Origin of the sequence: Caballeronia sp. INML3B, from assembly GCF_023631305.1 — a bacterium.
GTDB classification, from domain to species: Bacteria; Pseudomonadota; Gammaproteobacteria; order Burkholderiales; family Burkholderiaceae; genus Caballeronia; species Caballeronia turbans.
This window is the reverse complement of the sequence record NZ_JALQDI010000073.1, coordinates 93,111-112,940: the sequence shown is the minus strand read 5'-3', so window position 1 is coordinate 112,940 and position 19,830 is coordinate 93,111. Positions and strand designations below refer to the sequence as shown.

The 19,830-nt window shown below is 60.5% G+C and carries 18 protein-coding genes and 2 pseudogenes; 17 read left to right on the top strand and 3 right to left on the bottom strand.

The genetic code is table 11. The annotated features are described in order from the left end of the window. The first annotated feature begins 1 nt into the window (after position 1). The gene (ttdA, locus tag NCS58_RS29615; RefSeq protein WP_061118943.1) at positions 2-901 is read left to right on the top strand and encodes a L(+)-tartrate dehydratase subunit alpha; all 900 of its coding nucleotides are present in this window, start codon (positions 2-4) and stop codon (positions 899-901) included. Next, positions 898-1,506, top strand: coding sequence for a L(+)-tartrate dehydratase subunit beta (gene ttdB / locus NCS58_RS29610; RefSeq protein WP_061118942.1), 609 nt, complete (start codon positions 898-900; stop codon positions 1,504-1,506). Before ttdA ends, ttdB begins: the two co-directional genes overlap by 4 nt. A 15-nt stretch (positions 1,507-1,521) precedes the next feature. Here ttdB and NCS58_RS29605 read toward each other — a convergent pair whose 3' ends face one another. Together NCS58_RS29605 and NCS58_RS29600 are read right to left on the bottom strand one after the other, a co-directional pair. Continuing rightward, positions 1,522-2,157, bottom strand: coding sequence for a TetR/AcrR family transcriptional regulator (locus NCS58_RS29605; RefSeq protein WP_061118941.1), 636 nt, complete (start codon positions 2,155-2,157; stop codon positions 1,522-1,524). Between the two features lie 334 nt (positions 2,158-2,491). Beyond that, entirely contained in the window at positions 2,492-3,217 is a 726-nt protein-coding gene (locus NCS58_RS29600; protein ID WP_061118940.1) for a haloacid dehalogenase type II, read from the bottom strand. Between the two features lie 212 nt (positions 3,218-3,429). Between NCS58_RS29600 and NCS58_RS29595 the strand changes: the two genes are divergently transcribed. From NCS58_RS29595 to NCS58_RS29525, 15 genes and pseudogenes are all read left to right on the top strand, one after another. After that, entirely contained in the window at positions 3,430-3,753 is a 324-nt protein-coding gene (locus NCS58_RS29595) for a DUF6566 family protein (protein ID WP_061118939.1), read from the top strand. Positions 3,754-3,896: 143 nt separating this feature from the next. After that, positions 3,897-4,940, top strand: a complete 1,044-nt coding sequence (locus NCS58_RS29590) for a Dyp-type peroxidase (protein WP_061118938.1) — start codon at positions 3,897-3,899, stop codon at positions 4,938-4,940. Further along, a complete protein-coding gene (locus NCS58_RS29585) occupies positions 4,933-5,736 on the top strand; it encodes a family 1 encapsulin nanocompartment shell protein (protein ID WP_061118937.1) in 804 nt (267 codons plus the stop codon). Before NCS58_RS29590 ends, NCS58_RS29585 begins: the two co-directional genes overlap by 8 nt. Positions 5,737-5,885: 149 nt before the next feature. Beyond that, the gene (locus NCS58_RS29580; protein WP_061118936.1) at positions 5,886-8,663 is read left to right on the top strand and encodes an ATP-dependent Clp protease ATP-binding subunit; all 2,778 of its coding nucleotides are present in this window, start codon (positions 5,886-5,888) and stop codon (positions 8,661-8,663) included. Positions 8,664-8,733: 70 nt separating this feature from the next. Further along, positions 8,734-9,114 (top strand): hypothetical protein, encoded by a 381-nt coding sequence (locus NCS58_RS29575; RefSeq protein ID WP_061118935.1) that lies wholly within the window; start codon positions 8,734-8,736, stop codon positions 9,112-9,114. Between the two features lie 219 nt (positions 9,115-9,333). Beyond that, positions 9,334-10,209 (top strand): glutathione-dependent disulfide-bond oxidoreductase, encoded by an 876-nt coding sequence (yghU, locus tag NCS58_RS29570; RefSeq protein WP_061118934.1) that lies wholly within the window; start codon positions 9,334-9,336, stop codon positions 10,207-10,209. Positions 10,210-10,590: 381 nt separating this feature from the next. Then, positions 10,591-11,850, top strand: a complete 1,260-nt coding sequence (locus NCS58_RS29565; RefSeq protein ID WP_086961180.1) for a glycosyltransferase family 87 protein — start codon at positions 10,591-10,593, stop codon at positions 11,848-11,850. 495 nt (positions 11,851-12,345) lie between these two features. Continuing rightward, positions 12,346-13,356: a lipopolysaccharide biosynthesis protein gene (locus tag NCS58_RS29560; RefSeq protein ID WP_086961178.1), complete on the top strand. Its 1,011-nt coding sequence runs from the start codon at positions 12,346-12,348 to the stop codon at positions 13,354-13,356. Between the two features lie 100 nt (positions 13,357-13,456). After that, positions 13,457-13,696: a hypothetical protein gene (locus NCS58_RS29555; RefSeq protein WP_250477593.1), complete on the top strand. Its 240-nt coding sequence runs from the start codon at positions 13,457-13,459 to the stop codon at positions 13,694-13,696. A gap of 152 nt (positions 13,697-13,848) precedes the next feature. After that, positions 13,849-14,304: a hypothetical protein gene (locus tag NCS58_RS29550; protein ID WP_250477594.1), complete on the top strand. Its 456-nt coding sequence runs from the start codon at positions 13,849-13,851 to the stop codon at positions 14,302-14,304. A gap of 27 nt (positions 14,305-14,331) precedes the next feature. Continuing rightward, positions 14,332-14,862 (top strand): hypothetical protein, encoded by a 531-nt coding sequence (locus tag NCS58_RS29545; RefSeq protein ID WP_061118930.1) that lies wholly within the window; start codon positions 14,332-14,334, stop codon positions 14,860-14,862. Positions 14,863-15,080: 218 nt separating this feature from the next. Further along, positions 15,081-15,848 carry a transcriptional regulator GlcC gene (glcC, locus tag NCS58_RS29540; RefSeq protein WP_250477595.1) on the top strand — a complete coding sequence of 256 codons (768 nt, stop codon included), beginning with the start codon at positions 15,081-15,083 and terminating at the stop codon, positions 15,846-15,848. Between the two features lie 206 nt (positions 15,849-16,054). Next, positions 16,055-16,285: pseudogene (locus tag NCS58_RS29535) on the top strand (MFS transporter); the annotation flags it as partial. Between the two features lie 52 nt (positions 16,286-16,337). Further along, positions 16,338-18,104, top strand: coding sequence for a recombinase family protein (locus NCS58_RS29530; RefSeq protein ID WP_250538948.1), 1,767 nt, complete (start codon positions 16,338-16,340; stop codon positions 18,102-18,104). 441 nt (positions 18,105-18,545) lie between these two features. Next, a pseudogene (locus tag NCS58_RS29525) lies at positions 18,546-18,707 on the top strand (sorbosone dehydrogenase family protein); the annotation flags it as partial. Between the two features lie 297 nt (positions 18,708-19,004). On the opposite strand, the gene NCS58_RS29520 reads toward NCS58_RS29525, so the two are convergent. Further along, positions 19,005-19,805, bottom strand: a complete 801-nt coding sequence (locus tag NCS58_RS29520) for a hypothetical protein (protein ID WP_250477597.1) — start codon at positions 19,803-19,805, stop codon at positions 19,005-19,007. Positions 19,806-19,830 lie beyond the last annotated feature (25 nt).

The window sequence follows — 19,830 nt, the reverse complement described above, 5'->3', positions numbered from 1 at the left end:
CATGGATAAGGAACTCGCCATTCAGTCCGTGACGGACACGATGGCCAAATTCACCGCCTATATCGGCAAGCGTCTGCCCCGCGACGTGACGGCAAAGCTCGCCGAGTTGCGCACGCTGGAAACCAATCCGCTCGCCAAGTCGATCTACGACTCGATGGACGGCAATCAGGAAGCGGCCGACAAGCTGGATCGCCCGAGCTGCCAGGACACCGGCGTCATTCAGTATTTCGTCGAGGCCGGCGCGAACTTTCCGCTGCTCGGCGAGCTGGAGGAAATCCTGCGCGAAGCCACCGCGGGCGCCACGCGGATGGGGCCGCTGCGCCACAACGCCGTCGAGACGTTCGACGAAAAGAACACCGGCACCAACACGGGCACACAGATTCCGTGGCTGGACTGGCGCATCGTCCCGGAAAAGGATAGCTGCACCATCGACGTCTACATGGCCGGCGGCGGTTGCACGCTGCCCGGTGCGGCCAAGGTGCTGATGCCGGGACAGGGCTACGAAGGTGTGGCCGAATTCGTGATGGATGTGATCACGGAGCGCGGCGTCAATGCGTGTCCGCCGCTGCTGGTCGGCATCGGCGTGTCGACTTCGGTCGAGACCGCGGCGCGCCTGTCCAAGCTGGCGATCCTGCGGCCGGTCGATTCGAAGAGCGACAACCCCCGCGCCGCGCTGATGGAGCAATTGCTGGAGGACGGACTCAACGAGATCGGCATCGGCCCGCAAGGCCTGAAGGGCAATAACAGCGTGATGGGCGTCAACATCGAGTCGTCGGCGCGTCATCCATCGACCATCGGCGTCGCCATCAATACCGGCTGCTGGGCGCACCGGCGCGGCAAGATCCGCATTCATGCCGACCTGTCCTATGAAATCCTTTCCCACGAAGGAGTGGTGCTGTGAAAAAGATTCTGACGACCCCCATCAAGAGCGAAGATCTCGAGGATCTCCAGGTCGGCGATGTCGTCTATCTGACGGGCCGGCTCGTGACGTGCCGCGATGTCGCGCATAGGCGACTGATCGAACAGGGCCGGCAACTGCCTGTCGATCTCGAAGGCGGTGCGATCTTTCACGCGGGTCCGATCGTCCGGAAGAAGGACGACGGCAGTTTCGAAATGGTGTCCATCGGCCCGACGACGAGCATGCGGATGGAGAAGTTCGAGCGCGAGTTCATCGAGCAGACCGGCGTGAAGCTGATCGTCGGCAAAGGCGGAATGGGCCCTGAAACGGCTGCGGGATGTGAGGAGCACAAGGCGGTGCACGCCATTTTTCCCGGCGGCTGCGCAGTGCTGGCAGCGACGCTGGTCGAGGAAATCGAAGGCGCGGAGTGGCAGGATCTCGGCATGCCCGAAACCCTGTGGATCAATCGCGTCCGCGAATTCGGGCCGTTGATCATTTCCATCGACACGAAGGGCAACAACCTGATTCAGCAGAACAAGGCCGCGTTCAACGAAAAGAAGAAGCCCGTTCTCGACAGGATCAGCGCGCAGCTCGGCTTCATCAGGTAAGCCGCGCGCCGCCGCCTAGTTCACCGGACGCAGGTACGCGAGCAACATGTCGAGATGCATGGCGGAAATCGACGCCTGATGGCGTTGCTCGACGTAATTCCGGCCCGTGAACATATCGATAGTGAAGCGGTTGGACACGATGTAGTAGCCCATGCCAACCAGCGTCACGTAGAAGTCCAGCGGATCGACGCCCTGACGGAACTGCCCCGCTGCCGCGCCACGCTCGAGCGTGACGCGCAGCAGGTCGACCACCGGCGAGATGGTCTCGCGCAAGTGGTTCGAACGCTCCAGATAGCGTCCTTCGTGCAGATTTTCATTATTGATGAGGCTCAGCCATTGCGGGTTTTCCCGCAAATGCGCCCAGATGGACTGCGCCAGCTCGCGGATCGCATCGGCCGGCTGCATGGCGGTGAGTTCGAGGCTTTGCTCCCGCTGCGCGAATTGCGCGTACATCGATTCGAGCACGGCGACGTACAGCCCTTCCTTGCTTGCGAAGTAGTAGTAAAGCATGCGCTCGTTCGTGCCCGCCGCCGTGGCGATGGCGTCGACCCGCGCGCCCGCGAGGCCGAATTTCGTGAATTGCTCGGTGGCGGCTTCGAGAATGCGCCGTCGCGTGCCTTCCGGGTCTCGTTTTGCTCGTTGTTCGCTCATATGTTTGCGGTTGCCGATCGTATTGCGATATTCATTTGATGGTCCACATTATGCCGACGGTCACGGGCACGGGATAGCTCCGAGTATAGGCATTGTTGCCGCCTTGACGACAAGAAAATGAAACGCTAGCGAAAATCTTCGAATTTTAGCGGCAAGTCGCCGTCTTTTGGCGGCTCGTCGCATGACTGGCCGAATTGTGGCGATGACATATTCCGTTTGAAGGCGGCGCGAATGAGAGACAGTTAGTTGCGTGAGAAACGAATAATAGTTAGTCTTCCGATTTATTCGATTCGGCACGCGCTATATCGCGCCGTGCCGATCCCTAGCGATGACGTTACTTTCCGTGCAGCGCCTCGCGATGCGCGTCCGCCAGTTCGGCCATGCTGTTGAAGCGGAAGTCGATTCTCGGCTGAGAACCTGGGTCCATCGTCGCGCCGAAGCCGGGCTTTGAATGACGGCGATAGATCCAGCACGACGCAAGACCGAAACCGTTCGCGGGTTTGTGATCGTGGAAAAGGCTTTCGGCCGTGTGCAGAATCTTTTCCTTCCGGATACCGCGTGCGCCTAGCTTTTCCAGCATGTATTCGAAATTGCGCGGCGAAGGCTTGTACGATCCGACATCCTCCGCCGTAATGATCGCGTCGAAATCCACCTGTAGTCTTGCGTTGCTATGGGCGAAGCTTTCGTTATCGACATTCGACAGGATCACGAGTTTGTAATGCTGCTTCAGATATCGGAGCGCATCGGCGGAATCCGCGAAGGCGGGCCATTCGCGAATCGAGCGACCATAGGCAATGCATTCTTCCTGAGTGAAGGGCACGCCCCACTCTTCGGCCAGCCGCTTATAGACGATGGCCAGAAGCGCCTGATAGCGTTTGCCCGGCGTGTACTTCTGTTGCGATGACTCGTGACGCGCATGGGCTTCCAGAACCTGATCGCGCGTCAATGCGGGCGCTACGCGCTCCAGCAACGGGCGCAGTCCTTCGAAAATTCCCGTTTCCCAGTCGATCAGCGTGCCGTAGCAGTCGAACGTCAGTGTGTCGAAGTCGGTCAGTTTCACAGTCGCTCCTGTCAGTCAAAAGGATGCTAAGGATCACAGCGTCGCGCTCGGCCTGATGTTACAAAGCCATGCCTTGTGAAGTGTTCGTTGCATCGAGTTGGTGTATCGTCAGTCCACTGCTTTCGCTCAAAGCGCGTGGAATACGTGAGCATATAATCGTATAAATCTTCAGGTTGCCTTTATCGCAGCCTTGATCCGCATCGGAGGACCAGATGGAATCTGCCTTTGACGTCTATGCGGGATTCGAAATCTCGGTTGCGGCGCGACGCAACGAACGCGGCGCATGGGTCGCGGACTTGTCGGTGAATCGCGATGGCAAGCCCGTGCTCGCTCCCTGGCCCGAGACCGTGCAACCGGAATGGCGCACACCGGACGAGGCGATACGCGACGGCATCGAACGGGCCCGGCGCGTGATCAGGCAGCACCTCGACGACCGCGCCCATCATTCCTGGGTTGCCACGCGCCGGCACGCCCAAACATGGTTCACCACCGAAACGGAACGACTTTCCGGGCACACCTTTACGCCCGGTCGATAAGACATTCGCTCGAGCCGGATGCTTCTTTTCCAAGGCGCCGGTGCCTCCGCTGGGATCCTGCGCGCGTCGCTTTTCAAAAAGCGACGCGCGCCGTGACTTGCAAATCGTTTTGACCAACCGCCTCACGCAATCGAACTCTTCAGATGCCCAACAACACACCCGAACCACAAGCCGTCTGTAATCCGATTTCCCGAAGCGCGATCTTCATCGTCGCGACCGTGGCCCGCGGCAAAGACAAAGCCGATGTCGTGCGCTCATGGTGCGGCGATATCGCGGCGCTGGTGCGCGCGGTCGCCACGCGTGCGCCTGCCGCGAACCTGTCATGCGTATGCGGCTTCGGCGCCGATGCGTGGGACCTTCTCTTCGGCGCACCGCGTCCCGCATCGCTGCATCCGTTTCGCGAGTTCGGCCAGGGCGATCGCCGCGCGATTGCAACGCCCGGCGACATCCTCCTGCATATCCGCGCCGATCACATGGACCTATGCTTCGAGCTTGCATCGCAAATGCTAAACAAGCTGGGCGATGCAGTCACGGTCGTCGATGAAGTGCATGGCTTTCGCTACTTCGATTTGCGCGACATGGTGGGCTTCGTCGACGGCACCGAAAATCCGACGGGCAAGAGCGCTGCGCATTACACGATCATCGACGAAGAAGATCCCGAGTTCGCCGGCGGCAGCTATGTGATCGTGCAGAAGTATTTGCATAACCTGGATGCATGGAACGGCCTCACCGTCGAACAGCAGGAGCGAATCATCGGACGCGAAAAGTTATCCGATGTCGAGCTCGACGAATCGATCAAGCCTTCCTGCTCGCACAGTTCGCTCACGACGATCGACGAGAACGGCAAGGAAGTGAAGATCCTGCGGCACAACATGGCTTTCGGCCGGCCGGGATCGAAGGAGTTTGGCACGTATTTCATCGGCTATGCGCGCACGCCCGCGCCGATCGAACAGATGATGGAGAACATGTTCGTCGGCAGGCCACCGGGCAACTATGACCGGCTGCTCGACTACAGCCGCGCGGTCACGGGCGGCCTGTTCTTCGTGCCGTCCAGCGATTTGCTCGACGAGCTTCCCGACCGGAACCCGGACGCCGCGCCGTCGTCCATCGGCGAAGGCCAGCAAAAGGATGAGCGAGAAGGCACGTTGAACATTGGCTCACTCAGAGGAACATCACAAGATGAATAACTTGCATAGAGAGCTTGCGCCGATCTCCGGCGCCGCATGGTCGCAGATCGAAGCGGAAGTGGCCCGCACCTTCAAGCGCGCGCTCGCGGGCCGCCGCGTCGTCGACGTGAAGAGTCCCGGCGGCGTCGCGTTGTCGGGCATCGGCACGGGACATCAGACGAACATCGCAGCGCCGAAGAAAGGCGTCCTGGCAAGCCTTTACGACGTGAAGCAACTCGTGCAACTCACCGTGCCCTTCACGCTGCAGCGTGAAGCTATCGACAGCGTGGAGCGCGGCTCGAACGACGGCGACTGGCAACCCGCGAAGACCGCCGCGAACGAGCTCGCACTCGCCGAAGACGCCGCGATCTTCGACGGCTTCGCGGCCGCCGGCATCACCGGCATTCGCGAAGGCAGTTCGAACGCCCCCACGCTTCTGCCCGCGGATGTGGCCGACTACCCCGCCGCGATCAGCCAGGCACTCGAAAAACTGCGGCTCGCCTGCGTCGATGGTCCCTACTCCGTGCTCCTCGGCGCAGATGCCTATACCGCGCTCGCCGAAGCAAGCGATCACGGATATCCGGTCATCCAGCACATCAAGCGCATCGTGAGCGGCGACCTCGTATGGGCGCCCGCGCTTCAGGGCGGCTGCGTGCTCTCGACACGCGGCGGCGATTATGAACTGCACATCGGACAGGACGTGTCGATCGGTTATACGAGCCATACGGATACAGCCGTACAACTCTATTTGCGCGAAACGCTCACGTTCCTTATGTTGACGAGCGAGGCCTCCGTTTCGATCGCGGCCGTCGAATAGCCGCATCAGAAGAATGGCCGATAAAAGACCTATGAAGGGGAATGCACTGCTCATCTGGCGGTGGTGCGGCCTGAGTCGACGATTGCATCGCGTGGCGCGTGATCGTTCGGGCCGGACATCGACCGTCCTGAACATGGAGATACTCGATCATGCCAGCCCTTTGCGAAATCTGTCATGCCCGGCCCGCGGTTGCGCAAGTGACCGTCGTGCAGAACGGCCAACGCAAGTCGATGTCGATTTGCGAGTACGACTACCGCCAGTTGATGCGGCATCAGAGCATGTTGAACCCGTTCGACTCGCTATTGGGCGGCGGCGGCCTGTCGCGCCTGATGGGCGGCATGCCCGACCACGGCGATGAGAACGATACCGAAGACATGGTGGCCTCGGTGCCGCGCGAATCCGTCGATGTCACCGACGCCTTCAGCGAACAAACGATGGAACTGCTGCAGCGTGCCGCAGAAAAAGCGCACGAACTGCAGAAGACCGAGCTCGACACCGAACAGGTGCTATACGTGCTCGCCGACACCGATGTCGTTCAGGCGCTCTTCAAGGAGATGAAGCTTTCGCCCGACGACATCAAGCGCTATATCGACGAGCACGCGCAGAAAGGTAAAGCGGAGCCCGACGCGCCGGTCGAGAAGATGACAATCTCGCCGCGTCTCAAGAAGGCGTTCCAGTTCGCGTTTCAGGCGTCACGCGAGCTCGGCCATTCTTATGTCGGTCCCGAGCATGTGCTGATCGGTCTTGCTTCCGTGCCCGACAGCATTGCGGGCACGCTCCTGAAGAAATACGGTGTTACGCCCGAGGCCTTGCGTCAGAAGGTCGTGAAAATCGTCGGCAAGGGCGCGGAAGACGGGCGCGTCGACACACCCACCGGCACGCCGACACTCGACAAGTTCGGCCGCGATCTCACCGCGATGGCGCGGCAAGGCAAGCTCGATCCGGTGCTCGGACGCGCGCAGGAAATCGAGAGCACGATCGAAGTGCTCGCGCGACGCAAGAAGAACAACCCCGTGCTGATCGGCGAGCCGGGCGTCGGCAAAACGGCGATCGTCGAAGGACTCGCGCAACGCATCGTCAACGACGACGTGCCCGAGGATCTGCGCAACAAGCGGCTCGTCGAGATCAACATCAATTCGATGGTCGCAGGCGCGAAGTATCGCGGCGAATTCGAGGAGCGCGCAAAGCAGCTCATCGACGAGATCACGGCCAAGCAGGATGAACTGATCGTGTTCATCGACGAGCTGCATACGATCGTCGGTGCGGGCCAGGGCGGCGGCGAAGGCGGACTCGATATCGCAAATGTGCTGAAGCCGGCGCTCGCGCGCGGCGAGCTGAGCTTGATCGGTGCGACGACGCTCAACGAGTATCAGAAGTACATCGAGAAGGACGCGGCGCTCGAGCGGCGCTTTCAGCCGGTGCTCGTGCCCGAGCCGACGGTCGAGCAGACCATCGTGATCCTGCGCGGCTTGCGCGACAAACTCGAAGCACATCATCAGGTGACCTTTGCCGACGATGCATTCGTCGCGGCGGCGGAGTTATCGGATCGCTACATCACGTCGCGTTTTCTGCCGGACAAGGCTATCGATCTTATCGATCAGGCCGCGGCGCGGGTACGTATCCGTTCGAAGTCGCGCCCGCCCGAGATGCAGGAGCTCGAAGCGGAGATCGCGCAACTGAAGCGCGAGCAGGATTATGCGTCGTCACGCAAGCGCTTCGACGAGGCGAAGGGGTTCGAAGAGCGCATCAACGAGAAGCAGGCGAAGCTCGATGAACTGACCGAAGCGTGGCAGCGCAAGACCGGATCGGAGACGCTCGAAGTGACCGTCGCATCGGTGGCGGAAGTCGTGTCGCGTCTCACGGGCATTCCCGTTACCGAACTCACGCAGGAAGAGCGTCAGAAGCTGCTCGACATGGAAAACAAGCTGCGCGAGCGCGTCGTCGGGCAAGACGAAGCCGTGGTCGCCGTCAGCGATGCGGTGCGCCTGTCGCGCGCGGGCATGGGCCAGATACATCGGCCGATCGCGACGTTCCTCTTCCTCGGCCCGACCGGCGTCGGCAAGACCGAACTCGCAAAGGCGCTCGCGGAAACCGTGTTCGGCGACGAACAGGCGGTGATTCGCATCGACATGTCGGAGTATATGGAGCGGCATGCCGTGGCGAGACTCATCGGCGCGCCGCCGGGGTACGTCGGTTATGACGAAGGCGGTCAGTTGACCGAGCGCGTGCGCCGCCGTCCGTATAGCGTGATCCTGCTCGATGAAATCGAAAAAGCGCATCCCGATGTGAACAACGTGCTGCTGCAGGTTTTCGACGATGGCCGCCTCACCGATGGCAAGGGCCGCGTGGTCGATTTCAGCAACACGATCATCATCGCGACGAGCAATCTCGGCGCGTCCATCATCATGGACAATCTCGAGAAGAGCGAGAAGGACCGCGAATCTGAGAAGGCGATGCGCGCGAAACTGATGGACGTGCTGAAAGGCCACTTTCGTCCCGAGTTTCTCAATCGCATCGACGAAATCATCGTGTTTCATGGGCTCTCGCGCGAGGTGATCCGCTCGATCGTCGAGATCCAGCTCGATCGCGTCACGCGCACCGCCGCGGCGCAGGACATCACGCTCAAGGTCGATGATTCGGTCATCGATCATCTCGCCGATGTCGGTTATCGGCCTGAGTTCGGCGCGCGTGAACTGAAACGCCAGATTCGTCAGGAACTGGAGACGCGTCTCGCGAAGGAAATCCTCGGCGACAAGCTCAAGTCAGGCGACACGGTCAACGTGAGCTTCGACAAGGAAACCGATAAGGTCAAGTTCACCAGGCTGGACGCACAGGCGCAACCGAAGGAAAAGAAAGGCCGGCCCGCCGCAAAGAAAAACGCGGCGAAGGGCGAAGGCAAGAAGGAATCCGCGAAGAGCGAACACTGATCGCCTGCATGGAGCGTGGCGGCACTATCGGCCGCCCCGCTTTCAACCATCCGTTTCATGGAGCATGACCATGGCCAATCAACAAAGCGGCTTGAGCGACGACTTCATCGCGACGCAGCGAGAACGCCTGCTCACGCTGAAGCGCGAACTGCTCGGCAACGAAGAAGGCGGTATCGCGGCCGAGCGTCGCTTGCAGGAAGAGCGCGGTTCGGAAGCAGAAGAGTACGAGGACGATGCTCAGCGCATGGAGCAGGACATCGCGAATCAGGCATTGCGCGATGTGAACGATCGGCGCATCGGCGATATCGAGCGCGCATTGCAGAAGATCGCGGAAGGCACCTATGGTCTTTCGGACGAAAGCGGCGTGCCCATTCCGAAAGCGCGCCTCGACGCGATGCCCGAAGCCATACTTACGGTCGAAGAACAGGAAAAGCGCGAAGCGGGCCGATGACGCTTCGGCATGCCCGCTCTATCGTCGAACGTGCCGTCGCTTCCGGCCGCAACTGCGGCGGCGCCACGCTAGGGCTGAACGGTTGCGCGATGGACGCTGGCTCATTCGTTTCTCCTCGTGGCATGCAGCGCGGATTGTCCAAGGCCCGGTCGAGCACGTTTGCGGTCGAACTGCTAACCTCGGGCGAATTCAATCCAATTGCAACGAGGAGCGTGAAGCATGAGCGCATTGCCCGAATACGTGCCGCCGGCCGTGTGGACATGGAGCAAGGAAAGCGGCGGACGCTTTGCCAGCATCAATCGGCCGATCTCCGGGCCGACGCATGAGAAGGCGTTGCCGGTCGGCCGTCATCCGCTGCAGCTCTATTCGCTGGCGACGCCCAATGGCGTGAAGGTCACCGTGATGCTCGAAGAACTGCTCGCGCTCGGCCATCGCGGCGCCGAGTACGATGCCTGGCTCATCCGCATCGGCGAAGGCGAACAGTTCGGCAGTGGCTTCGTCGAAGTCAATCCGAATTCGAAGATACCGGCGCTCGTGGATCGCAGCGGCGCGACACCCGTGCGTGTGTTCGAATCCGGCGCGATCCTGCTCTATCTCGCGGAAAAGTTCGGCGCGTTGGTGCCGACGGACCCGGCAACGCGTGCCGAATGCCTGTCGTGGCTCTTCTGGCAGATGGGCAGTGCGCCGTATCTCGGCGGCGGCTTCGGGCACTTCTATGCGTATGCGCCGAGCAAGATGGAGTATCCGATCGACCGCTTCGCGATGGAGGTGAAGCGTCAACTCGACGTGCTCGACAAGCGTCTCGCCGACAGCGCTTATATTGCCGGCGATGCCTACACGATCGCCGATATCGCGATCTTTCCGTGGTATGGCGGGCTCGTGAACGGCTGGCTGTATGACGCGGCCGAGTTCCTTTCCGTTCAGGAATACACGCACGTGCGACGCTGGGCCGACGTGATCGGCGCGCGTCCCGCCGTGCAGCGCGGCCGCATGGTCAACCGGACTTTCGGCGAGCCTTCGATGCAGTTGCACGAGCGCCACGATGCGTCGGACTTCGCCGCGCGGACGCAGGACAAAGTCGCCACGGAAAAGTGAGGCAGGGAACTGCGCCGTCTGCGCTGCTTCATCGCGGTGCGGAAACGGCGCAGCGTGCGCGGCGCGTCCATAACGACTTAATAAATTCCCGCAAGCCGCGCCGACTCATAAAAACAAATGCGCGTCACCATTTTCAAAAATGATTTCGCCGCTGCGGCGCGCAAAACGCGATTGACGCCGCCCCGGTGATGCTGTCACGATTCGTAGACCGTAAGATCCGCCGAAATATTTGTTACTGTACGACGAATGGCTGATCGATCCTGAGACTCTTAGTCGAGCGCCCCTACAACGCGATAGCCGACACACGGGAGAACGTCCATGCTGAACGCTCGGACTGGCGCCAGATCCGCTGACAATGTGCGGATCATTGCAGCTCTGCTCATGCTGGTCGCCGCAGGGTTTCTCGCAATCCGCATGGTCATCATCTATCACTATACGCTGACCTATGTGTCCGATCACCCACGGGCCTTCAGCGATTTCAACTTCTACTATTACGCGTTCAGCACCGTGCTGAACGCGCCGCACGATCCGTCGCTCATCTATAACAACGAGCATCTCGTTGCGTATCTGTCGAAACTCGGCGCGAATCTGGACGATATCCTCATCTACTGTTATCCGCCGCAGTTCGCAGTGATCTTTTCTCCATTCGCATTGCTTCCGTCGTTCACTGCAAAACTCGTCTGGGTCGCGATGTCCGTCGTACTGTGCATCGTCGGCGCGATCCTGCTTGCAAAGATGGCCTATCGCGGTGAAGACAGGCGCGTGACGGCGCTGCTTATCGCGGTGACCCTGTTGAGCTTTCCCGTGCTGCATGACGCGTATCTCGGGCAATCGAATCAGCTTCTGTTCTTTCTGCTCGCGACGTCGTTCTTCCTGATCGAACGTGGCAATCGCTGGCTGGCGGGTCTCTTTCTCGCGTTCGCAGTCGTATTCAAGGTGACGCCGCTCGCGGTCGTCGGCCTGCTTCTGTTGCGGCGTGAATGGCGCACGGTGATATCGACGGGCGTCTGCGCCATCGCAATCACGCTCTTCACCGCAAGCCGGCTCGGCTTTCGCGTGATCTGGGACTACCTGACCGTCGAGATCGGGCGGGCGCAGACGCAGATCCTGAGTGCGGGCGGCCTGCCCGGCAATAGCTCGGTCCGTGGCGCCCTGCAGACGATATCGGAGAAGCTCGGCATGCCCGCGTCCGAGGCAACGCTTCACGCAACATCGACGATCTTCGCCGCGATCATCTGTGTGTTCGCATGCTATCTCGTGCTCCGCCGCAGTCGCGAGAGGCGCATGGACTACGCGCTTGCCTGCATCACGATGCTGCTCGCCGCGCCGATCCTCGAGCCGATTCACATGGTCGTCGCGCTGATCCCTCTGGTGATTCTTCTCGGCACCGCGCTGGAGCGACCCGATGTGCAACAGTCCGCTATAGCGCCTCGTGCCGAGATGCTGCTTCTCGCGATTGCCGTGCTCCTTCTGTTTTTCATGGAGCGATCGGCAATGTACACCGTCTCGGCTTTGATTACCTATGTCCTTTGCATCGCGCGCTATTTCGCGCCTGCGTCGGTGGTACGACGTAACCGGGAATCTTCCACCGGTAGAAACCAATGCGCCAGGAGCGACGATAAGCAGAAGCAAGCAATCTAAATCTTGCTATGAGCAAGATGTTTTTTCTGCTGCCCGGTTTACATCTACATCAGAACAAAGTAACCTTGCCTCGCTGATTTACCCCCCGCGATACAGGCGCGGGGTTGCAAGTAACTCGCGCTATCGTCAGAAATTTTGACGCGCCCGAGACGCAGTCGCCGCATATGTTACCGAGGACAGGCAACGCCGAGTCGAGCCTGTCATCATCGAGCGCTTGCCACGCATGGCGCCGCGCTCCCGCTATCCGATTGCATGTCGATGGTGCACTCGGATTTTGCTTCAGACAATCTGTACTGCCTTGACTGTTGTGGCGCACTGATGTGCGCCCAATGCAGCAACTCATCTTCAGGCAGTCATTCGGATCACTAACGACGCTTCTCGACCATATCGAATACGTGATCGATGCTCGCGTCTCCGTTAGTCGTACTACTTGATATGCAGAACTCATCCATTCCCGCCTTCTCCCATTCCATCGCAGCAGCGATCGTCGCAAGTATGATGCTTGCCGCCTGCGGCGGCAGCGACAGCCCCGCCGACACCGCCGCGGCGAGCAAGCGCGCCGCATCACCCAAATCGACCGCGAAAGCCGCAAGCGGCAGCGGCTCGATCTTCTACGGCGCGAACGGCCATAACAGCAACGGCGGCGCATACGACTTCACGAGCGTGCAGACGCAGCTTTCGCAATTGCAGGATCTGGGCGCAACGATCTATCGCAATGACGTGTACAGCCAGACATCGGCGAAGATGGTCGCGGGCGTCGCGAAGACGATGGAACAAGCCGGCATCACGATGTATCCCGTGATGCTCATGAACCTCAACTACAACAGCGAGGACGACGCCTACAATGCAGGATTCACGCTCGGCCAGCAAACCGCGAGCAGCTATCCCTACAAGTACTACGAGGTCGGCAACGAGCTGGAGGCGAAGGCGCTCATCGGTAATGTCGACGGCACCGTCTGGTATCAATACGACAACTGGTCCTACACGCTCGCACGCGGCGCGATCCGCGGCCTGATCGCGGGCGTGAAGTCCGTCGACGGCTCGGCGAAGATCGTGCTGGGCGGCACGTGGATGCACACCGCCTTCTTTCAGATGCTCGCCGACGGCTCGCAACCCGATGGCACCTGGGGTCATCCGGCCGTGGGCTGGGACGTCACTTCGTGGCACTGGTATTCGAACGAAGGCGACATCACGCACGCCTGCGGGGGAACGGGATGTCATGACGTGCTCCAGTTACTCCACGACATGGGCAAGCCGATCTGGATCAACGAGTTCGGCGTGCGCCCGGACTTGGGCTCTTACGACCAGATCGCGACTTACATGACGGGCAACCTGATGATGGCGCAATTCGCGAGCGTCGCGTCGAAGTACAACATCCAGTCGATTCAGGCCTTTCAGCTCTATGACGATGGCGAAGGCGCCTACGGTCTTCTCGAGGGCGACGGCACGACGAAGAAAGCCGCCTACTGGGCGTACAAGGATTTCGTGCAGAACCATCCGATGTAAATCCATCGGCGGTAAGAAACGGAAAGGCGCTTGCGTTCAAGCCCGCGCGCGAAGCGGCCGTTATCGCGGCTTTGCAGACCGGATTGCGACGAGGGCAACGATGCAGATCAACAGTGCGTCCACGACCACTTACACGCGCGACGATGCGCTTTCTCCCCAACGCCCCGCTGACGTCACTCAAGAAGCCGACGCGCCATCGTCGGTGAAATCACTCGCGTATGGCGCACTCGGCCTCGAACGCCCCGAGATGCAGGCAACCGACACGAACGGCTTTTACACCGCGGGCAAATGGATGGCGGCGGCCGTGACCATCGGCGGCATTGTCTCCTTGTTCGTATGATGGAGTCGCGCGCGCGAATTAATAGCTGGAAATAACTTGCACGATTGGCGCTTTGCTCCGCATATCGAATCGCGGTGCATCGCGGGAAGATCTCGATGCGTGATGTCCGCTCTCGACATGACGCCCTCCTTCCTTCGACACTACGCCAGGTCATGCAAGCTCAACCTACAATCCGCCTCCGACTTTTCTCCGTGCGCCGCGCGCTCGTTGCCGTAGCGCTTTTTGCGCCCGTGCTGTCCGCATCCGCCGAAGATCTCCCCGACGTCTGTTCCGCGTTGAAGACCATCGTCGATGCACCCTCGTTCGATACGCTCGCCAAGGGTCGCGCGCTGATGCCGCCCGCTTCGCCGGGCCAGGGAGCATGCCGCGGCAGCGCGCACGTCTATGATTGCCGCTGGCGAGCGCATTGGGGCCCGGACGGCGTCCTTGCCGACCCGCTGCAGGAGTTGGGCGCGGACATTGCCGCCTGCTTTCCCGACGTCCGTCACGACGTGAACACGTCCACGCGCCAGCACTTCGCGCTGCGCGACGCGAACGGCAAGCGTGTGACCACGATGACCGCGACGATCGAAACGCCGAACACGATGCGCCTGCGCATCGTCCGCTGAGTCCTGAACGCGGATGACGGCAAGCGCATGTTCAGAACGCTCGCTTCTCGCGCGCTCCTTGCTGTCGTCGCAGGTGCGCTCTCCGGCTGCACATGGACGTTGATCACGGCCGCCGATGCGGCTGGCTCGCTGGTGCAGGCGGGCTTCACGGTTGCGTCGAACTATTCGTCGCCGACTTCGGTGACGGGCCCGCCCGCCACGCTGCAATCTGTCTGCATCGAACTGAATCAGACCGTCGCGACCGGCGACTTCGTGCCGGTGCTGCAAGTCGCCTTGCGCCGGCGCGGCGTGGATTCGGCGGTCTACAACCCCGGCACGTCACCGCCCGGTTGCGAGGCGATGCTCGTCTATGGCGCGACGACCAGTTGGGACCGGCACGCGTTCAGCAGCGAGCCGGTGTCGTATCTGTCGGCCATCGATCTGACACTCGTGCGGCAAGGGCAGATTCTCGTGACCGCGCGTTACGACACCAATGGTCTGAACATCGATCGTTTCGCGAGCGCGCGGCAGAAGCTGGATGCGCTGGTGGACCGCATGGTGGTCTCCCGCACACAGTAAGGCGCGCTTTCCTTACGGCATCTTTCCGATGCGATTTCGCGCATCGAAGCAATGCTAATCTGCCCACGCTGTAGTTATTGACCGATCCCTCTTGCGGCTCGCCATTGTTTTGCGGCGAGCCGTTTTTTTTGATCTGTTCGTACCGAACGGCCGAGCCTTCACACCGACGTCGACAATGCTAGGATTCTCCTGCAAGTGGTCGGACCAGTGAGGGTGCCATGCTCGAAGACAACCAGGAAGATGCATTACAGATCGCGGATGCCGTCGCCGGACGCATCGAAGGACTGATCGTCGACGGCGTGCTCAAGCCGGGCCAGGCGCTGCCTTCCGAGCGACGGCTCACGGCGAAACTCGGCGTGTCACGATCGGCGGTGCGAGAGGGGCTCAGGGTGCTGCGCACGCGCGGCATCATCGAAACGTCGCACGGACGCGGATCGTTCGTCGCCGCGCTGACCACGCAACCCGCACTCACGCCGATGATGCATCTGCTCGGCTCGCAGCCGCGCACCCTCTACGACATCTTCGAAGTGCGCGAAATGCTCGAGGCCGAATCGGCGCGTCTGGCGGCGCTGCGCGGCACGCAGGCGGATTTCGCCCTCATCACCCGCCGATACGAAGAGATGCTCGCCGCGAACGAAAGCGAGGTGGGCGAATCGACCCGCGCGCGGCTCGACTATAACTTCCATCTCTCGATCTGCGAGGCGTCGCACAATCCGGTGCTCGTACACAGGCTGAGCTCGCTCACGGATCTGCTGCTCAGCTCGGTCTTCGCTTCGGTCAATAACCTCTATCCTCGCGAGGCGCAAAAGCGCGTCATCGACAAACAGCACGCACGCCTCTACAAGGCCGTTCTCGGCAAACAGCCGGAGCAGGCGCGCAAGGCCGCCAGCACGCATATCTCGACGACGACCGCCTGCATGCGGGAAATCGAGGCGGAAGAGCAGCGTCTGGTGCGCGCGACCTTGCGGCTCAAAGGCTGGGCGTAATCTCGTACCGCCCGTCGGGCGTACAAACGTGCGGAAACCCGGGCGGCCGCACCGCCATTGATTCAAGCACGAAGCACATCTGGCACGGGAAAAATAAGTGGTAGGACCAGTGGCTCGACGTCTCGACAGTCTCTTGCTGGCACGGAACAATGCGCTCCAGCAAAGCCAGTAGCGGCACGAAGCCGCACGTTCAGGAGACTTTCACGATGCACCCAGACAGCCCGACAGCCACCGCCCAGTTCGAAAACGCGACGTACGCGAAAGTGACCTTGCGTCTGCTGCCCTTTCTTTTCATCTGCTACGTCGCGGCCTATCTGGATCGCGTCAACGTCGGATTCGCGAAGCTGCAGATGCTCAACGACCTGAAGTTCAGCGAATCCGTGTACGGGCTGGGCGCAGGCATTTTCTTCATCGGCTATTTCCTGTTCGAGGTACCGTATCGAACGGAATATAGACTAATCTATATTCGCACGAGACGGAGAATTCGAGATGGCACGGGCCAGAAAGAAAGCGACGCCGGCGCGATCCAGCGCGGCGGCGCGCGTTTATAGCTATCTGCGCTTCAGCAATATCAGGCAGAAATCCGGAACGAGTATCCAGCGACAGGAAGAATACGCCCTGACCTGGGCGCACGAGCATGGCATGGAACTCGATCGCAGTCTGATGCTACGCGACGAGGGACGATCCGCCTATCACGAGGATCACGTAACCAAAGGCGCATTCGGCGAATTTTTGCGCGAGGTCGAAGCCGGTCATGTCCCGCCCGGTTCGGTGCTGATTGTCGAATCGATGGACCGCATGTCGCGCGCGACGGTCATCAGCGCGCTCACGCAACTGCTCTCGATCATAAGTCGCGGGATTACGGTCGTGACGATGGCCGACAAGCGCGAATACAGTCAGGACGGGATCAACGAAAACCCGTTCGATCTCATGTTCTCGATCATGCTCATGGTACAGGCGCGCACCGAGATCGCGAGTCGAGCGAAACGTATCCGCGCAGCCGTCCGCACGCGCGCGACGAACTGGATCGAGAAAAACGAGCGCAAGCGTGTCGCCGTCGGCAAGGATCCGGGTTGGGTCGAATACGATAACGAGGCCAACGAATATCGATTCTGGGAGCCGTTCAAAACGCCCCTATTGGCCCTGATCGGCTTCTTTCGTCAAGGCTATTCCATGCGCTGCTGTTTCGATCAATTAACAGCCGCTGGCATCCATTTACCGCCCGATCGTATCGTTAATGGCAAGGTCAAAAAAGGCGGATTGGCTAATACTATGCGGCTGCACGAGATCATCCAGAATCGCGCACTGATCGGCGAGAAGGTCATCCAGATCGAAGGACAGGACTATCCGATGCCCAACTACTATCCGGCATTGATGACTGAAGCCGAATTCGTCGAACTGCAGGCGCTGCGCACGCAACGCGGACGAACAGCCGGTACACGCTCCGAGATCGTCAGCTTTCTCACAGGGATGAGACTGACCTACTGCATGAAATGCCGCAGCGCGATCGCGAATCAAAACATTCTCAAGGGACGATCGTTACGCGAGGACGGACTACCGCAGGACGGTCATCGTCGACTCTATTGCACGAGCGCGACGCAATCGGACAAAACGAAGCGATGCGGGATCGGTAGTGTATCGATCGTTCCCGTGGAACGCGCAATCATGGACTATTGCAGCGATCAGATCAAGCTGACCTCGCTGTTCGTCGAGAACGACGATATCGCGCGCAACCTCAACGGTCTGCTGGTGCTCGCGCGTGGCGAAGTCGAAAAGACGAAGGCGCAGATCGATCGCATCAACGACGCGATCGCGATATCGGGCGGCGAGCTACCTTCGCTCGTGACGAAGCTCAAGGAACTCGAAGCGCAACTGCGAACGAAACAGGCGAACGTGGCCAAGCATGAGTTCGAACTGGTCGCCCTCGATCGAACGACTAGGCCCGCGATGGCTGATCGATGGTTAGAACTACGCGATGACATTACGAAACTCGATACGACTGCCCGCACGCAAGCGCGTCAACTCGTGCTCGACACGTTCAAGCGAATCGATATCAAGCCGGTCACGGAACGCGGCGAAGAACTGATAGAACTACGGCTGACCTCCAAGCATGACGTGATCCGCGGCTTTCGTATCGATCGGAAGACCGGCGCGTGGCATAGCGAAGTCATCGTCGATGATCCGAAGCATCAGGCATTGAAGCCGCGTCGCCAGCCGCGCGCCCGCAAACCGGCGGTGACAGCGGTCGCAGCTTAGTCCGTAATACCGTTCAGTGGAGCTTCGCCAGACGCCGCGCTCAGACCTATGAGCGCGGCGTTTGTTTTTGTGCGACCGATCCTAGCCTTCGATGCGACCGTCTCTAGCCGACCCAATTCAGCCATCCGACATGCGCTTCTCTCGAGGCCGGCTTTCGAAGGTACAGCGGACAATTGAACCCGCGCAAAACCAGCAACGATCGCCCGGCTTGCTCGACTCGCGCAAAGCGATCAGGAACTCGCCGCACACGAGGTGCCTCGGTCGGCGCGGGATTGAACGCGTCGACGCACCATCGTAACTACACAATGGGAACTGGCTGGCCATGGTTCACGCGGCCACGCGGGAGTTGTTAGCGGCTCATCGTGAGCTGGTCTATGTACTTCGCGACACCAGAGAACGCAAAGCGAAGGTCAGAAAGGATGTGACGTTTAATGCGATAAGCTGCCAGCGCAGTATCGGGGCGGCGCGTTCATCGGGGAGCACGGTAGCTGGGCCCGCTCGCCGCTGAGCGGTTATGTGGTCTCGTACATGTCCTTCCAGAATGGCAAGCCGGTCGGCGCGCCGAAGGATGTCGTGACGGGATTCGCGTCGTCGGATCAGAAGGGACGCGAGCCGGTGACATGGACTTGCGGCGGCCGTGATCTGCTGAGCTTGCACCATTTACCAGTCGTGCGGCGTCGCGATGTCGCGATAGTGCGCCTAGCGGCAGGTGAGATTATTCACGGCCTCATGATGAAACGCATAGCCGTGAACGTCGCCCGAGGCGCCTTCACATTGAATGCCGTGTCCACTGTAGGACATCGCTCGTGATCGTTCCGTCACGTTCGCCATCACATTCGGCGCATCACACCGAGCAAAGAGTATGGTAGGCAATGGCGATCACAAGCCCCACCCGTTCGCTCAATGAGCTGGCGCAGGCGTGGCAGGCCGCGACTGGACCGTTTGCCGCAACACGACGTCCCGCTCGGGGTCAGGCATCGCAAGTATGGCGTGCATGGTCACCCGCATCGCCCAGCATGCGTCGACGGGAGGCACGCTTCGCGGATTGGCGGAAAAGGCCGAATAGCGCGCGACATTGCCGGGAGCATAGTCCAGCTCACGAAGCAGCGAGAGCTTGAGGCTTGTCTCCGCCTGCGCATATTGCTGCGGGCTCGGTGTGTCGAGCGTGGTCCCGGTTTGCGCCGCGCGAAGCGCTGCCAGCAGCATGCGGAAGTATCCGTCGATATCCGCGTCGGACATCGCGTCTAGCGAGACTCGATCAATCACCGCGTCCATCTCGTTTAGGCCGAAGCAGTCGGGAGGAACGAGGGTGTCAAGCACCTTGGCGATCAGCGCGACGTACTGCAGACGCAGTGCGGGCGCCATGCGTCCGAGTCCGTCGGCCAATGCCTCGGCGCGGGCGCCCGGGTTCAGCATGAGATCACTCTTGCGCTGGACGTTGCCGGCGACCGCCGGATCGCTGTTGATGCGCACGATCCACGCGAGAATCAGCTGCCCTTTTTCGGAAGCCGGATTAACGCCTTTCTCGACCAGCACTTCGTCATAGACAGACGACCTGGGATTCGACGTGGATGCCCCGGACTGAGCCATCGACGGCGCGACATAGCCCCAGAGTTCGTCGTACCGGAATGCGGCATTCGCCGCCGTTGCGCTGGCCAATGCAATAAGGCAGGCGGCCAGACCTGCGACCTTCGCTTTCATGTCTACCCCCCCGGGTCTCCTCAAA